General features: G+C 69.5%; 4 protein-coding genes. 2 read left to right on the forward strand and 2 right to left on the reverse strand.

The features are described from left to right. Positions 1 to 793 (forward strand): M24 family metallopeptidase (locus tag QZT59_RS16780; RefSeq protein ID WP_290818937.1); only part of this gene is annotated, 793 nt, incomplete at its 5' end. Positions 794 to 822: 29 nt separating this feature from the next. Here QZT59_RS16780 and QZT59_RS16785 read toward each other — a convergent pair. Continuing rightward, positions 823 to 1,065: a hypothetical protein gene (locus tag QZT59_RS16785; protein ID WP_290818939.1), complete on the reverse strand. Its 243-nt coding sequence runs from the start codon at positions 1,063 to 1,065 to the stop codon at positions 823 to 825. A gap of 110 nt (positions 1,066 to 1,175) precedes the next feature. Between QZT59_RS16785 and QZT59_RS16790 the strand changes: the two genes are divergently transcribed. Next, positions 1,176 to 1,790 (forward strand): riboflavin synthase, encoded by a 615-nt coding sequence (locus QZT59_RS16790; protein WP_290818940.1) that lies wholly within the window; start codon positions 1,176 to 1,178, stop codon positions 1,788 to 1,790. On the opposite strand, the gene QZT59_RS16795 is transcribed toward QZT59_RS16790, so the two are convergent. After that, positions 1,787 to 2,635 (reverse strand): DUF6517 family protein, encoded by an 849-nt coding sequence (locus QZT59_RS16795; protein WP_290818942.1) that lies wholly within the window; start codon positions 2,633 to 2,635, stop codon positions 1,787 to 1,789. The two genes, QZT59_RS16790 and QZT59_RS16795, sit on opposite strands and share 4 nt — an antisense overlap. Between the last annotated feature and the right edge of the window lie 248 nt (positions 2,636 to 2,883).

Consider the following 2,883-nt stretch of genomic DNA (forward strand, 5'->3'; position numbering starts at 1 on the left):
GGCCGCGAGCGCGGGCCTCGATCGAGCCGCGTCGGTGCTGGCGGGCGCGACGGTCGAGGACGGTCGCCTCCGCCGGGACGGCGCGCCCCTGACGGCCGAGCGCCTCCGACGGCTCGCCGACGTGGCGGTCGTCGAGTCGGGCGCCGTCCCGGCCGGATCCACGCGGGTCGAGACCGTCGGCTCGCCCGCCCCGGGCTCCCCGACCGAACCCCGCCCGTCGTCGAACGAACGCTCCCCGGCCGATACCCGCTCATCGTCGGACGAACGCTCCCCGGCCGAACCCCGCCCGTCGGCGAACGGCGACGGCGCGACGGGACCGGACGAGCCGCTCCGTTCCGGCGAGCCCCTCGTCCTCGAACTGGCGCCCCGCGAGCCGTCGGAGTACCGGGCCGGACTCGTCAGGACGCTCGTCCCCGGCACCGACGGCGGCTGGGAGCGGCGGGCGCACGTCGCCGTCGAGAGCGCGCTGCGCTCGGCGAAGACGATGCTCGCCGCGGGCGGGGCGACCGTGGATGCCGTCGAGACGGAACTCGAGGCGGAAGTGCGTTCCTTCGGCTTCGGTCGGGGAGCGTCGGGATCGGTCTACGGAGTCGGGCTCGAGGCGCGCGAGCGGCCGCGCCGCGGCGATCACGACATCGAGGAGGGGGCCGTCCTCGCGCTGCGGGCGCGCGCCGAGCGCGAGGACGGGGCCGCGGTCGAGCTCGGCGACCTGCTGGTGCGACGGGACGGGGACGCGCGGTGGCTCTCGCGACCGAGCCGCGCGCTCGATCCGAGCGCGGTCGCGACGCCCTGAGAACCGGTGCGGTGGCGTCGTCGGTCGGATCACTCGTCCCCGTCCTCGGGATCCGTCGCGACGGCGGCGCCGACTCGCTTGGCGAGCAGCGCCGGCACGTCCGTCGGCAACGTCAACACGCGCTTGAGCGCCACCAGGCCGACCGCCAGGCCGAGCAGGCCGCCGCCGAGGGCGACGTTTCCCTCGCTGAGAAACGCCATCCCGGCCATCGCGGCCGGAATCGCGAACACCAGCACGCCGGCCAGCTTGATCGTGTCTACGATCCCACCCATCGAGGGACCGTTGGCGGGCGGCCCCCAAAAGTTCGCCGCCCTATCGTAACGAATGTGGAACGCGTGTCAGTTTCGGAACCGTTATGGGTCGGCGGTGGCCACCTCCGCGCATGTTCACCGGAATCGTCGAGGAGACCGGCGAGGTGCTGGCGCGCGTGGAGACGCCCGACGGCCTTCGGCTACGGATCGGGGCCGACGAGGTCGCCGGGGACCTCGCCCACGGCGCGAGCATCAGCGTCAGCGGCGTCTGTCTCACGGTCGAACGGTACGAACGCGACGCGTGGTTCGAGACCTTCCTCGCGACCGAGACGCTCGAGCGCACCTACCTCGGCGAACTCGAGGCGGGCGATCCGGTCAACCTGGAGCGGGCGATGCCGGCCGACGGCCGCTTCGACGGCCACGTCGTCCAGGGCCACGTCGACGCCGTTGCCACGGTCGAGGCGATCGAGTCCGTGGACGAGGACTGGTACTTCGAGTTCGAAATACCCCCGGGCTACGCCCGCTACGTCGTCGAGAAAGGGTCGATCACGCTGGACGGGATCAGCCTCACCGTCGCGGGGCTGGACGAGGATCGAGTGAGGGTGGCGATCGTGCCGACCACGTACGAGCTGACGTCGCTCTCGGAGAAGTCGCCCGGCGATCCGGTCCACCTCGAGGTCGACGTGCTCGCCAAGTACGTCGAATCGGTGCTCGAGGATCGGCGGACGGGCGCGTCGACTCGCTAGAGGTTCAGATCGACGCCGATCCCGTCGTCATCGTCGTCTCCGTCGTCATCGTCGTCTCCGTCGTCATCGTCGCCTCCACCGTCGCCGTCGTCGCCTCCACCGTCGCCGTTTCCGCCGTCATCGTCGCCTCCACCGTCGCCGTTTCCGTCACCATCCCCGCCGTCGTCGCTTCCGCCGTCGTCCCCACCCTCGCCCCGAACGTCGATCTCCGGGTCGATGGCGCTCATCAGCGCTTCGACGTTCGCTCGCTCTTCGGACTCCAGCTCCCTCGGATAGACGCCGATGGCGACGACGAGGTCCTCGTCGGTCTCGATGGCCTCCGTGACGTGGAGGTTGACCTCGACGTCGTGCCCGCCGACGAAGGTGGCGTCGGCGACGAACGTCGAGGTGATCACGTCCTGGTCGAGGATCGTTATCTCGGCGTCGTCCGCGTGACTCGGCGAGCCGATGTCCTCGTAATTGTCGGCGACGAGCTCGACGAGTTCGGCGGTCTCCATGTCCTCGACGGGATTGACCTGCTGGCCGACCACGGAGATCTGGGGTGTCGAGAGCGTGACGAAAACCGCGGCCCGCTCGTCGATCAGCGGCTCGATTCCCACCCGCTTTTCGTGTTCGACGATGTAGTTCGTGACCGAGATCGTCTCGGACCACAACCGCATGTCGACGGTCTCCTCGATCACCAGGTCGTCGATTCCGGTCTGGCGGTACTCCGTCTCCGCCCGCACGTTTTCGTCGACGCCGATCGGATTCGCGACGTGCTCGTCGAGCCCGAGCAGTCCGATGCATCCCGCGAGTCCGGCCAGTCCCGCACACCCGGCCGCACCCAGATACGTTCGGCGGTTCATCACCAGTACCGCAGATACCGACCGGGTAAAGGCTTGTTGGTCAGATATTTTGGTTTCGAAGATTGTCGGTAATTCTATATTACTCGACGGTAGTCGCGGTGTCCACGGCGATGAACGCGCGAAACTTGAATGAGTTCGCGTAACGCTCCGTTACCCGTCGACGCGGCCGATCGGCAGCGGATTTCGCCGGTGGCGTGAACGGGCTCTCGGGTCGGCGCGGGGCCGGCGGTCCGGGATTCGCGTGGCGA

Origin of the sequence: Halovivax sp. (assembly GCA_007119345.1) — an archaeon.
In the GTDB taxonomy this organism is placed as follows: domain Archaea; phylum Halobacteriota; class Halobacteria; order Halobacteriales; family Natrialbaceae; genus Halovivax.

Bases quoted from the DNA above. Each gene is read 5' to 3' on its own strand.
- QZT59_RS16785 (WP_290818939.1), bottom strand. From the start codon at position 1,065: ATGGGTGGGATCGTAGACACGATCAAGCTGGCCGGCGTGCTGGTGTTC.
- QZT59_RS16790 (WP_290818940.1), top strand. From the start codon at position 1,176: ATGTTCACCGGAATCGTCGAGGAGACCGGCGAGGTGCTGGCGCGCGTG.
- QZT59_RS16795 (WP_290818942.1), bottom strand. From the start codon at position 2,635: ATGAACCGCCGAACGTATCTGGGTGCGGCCGGGTGTGCGGGACTGGCC.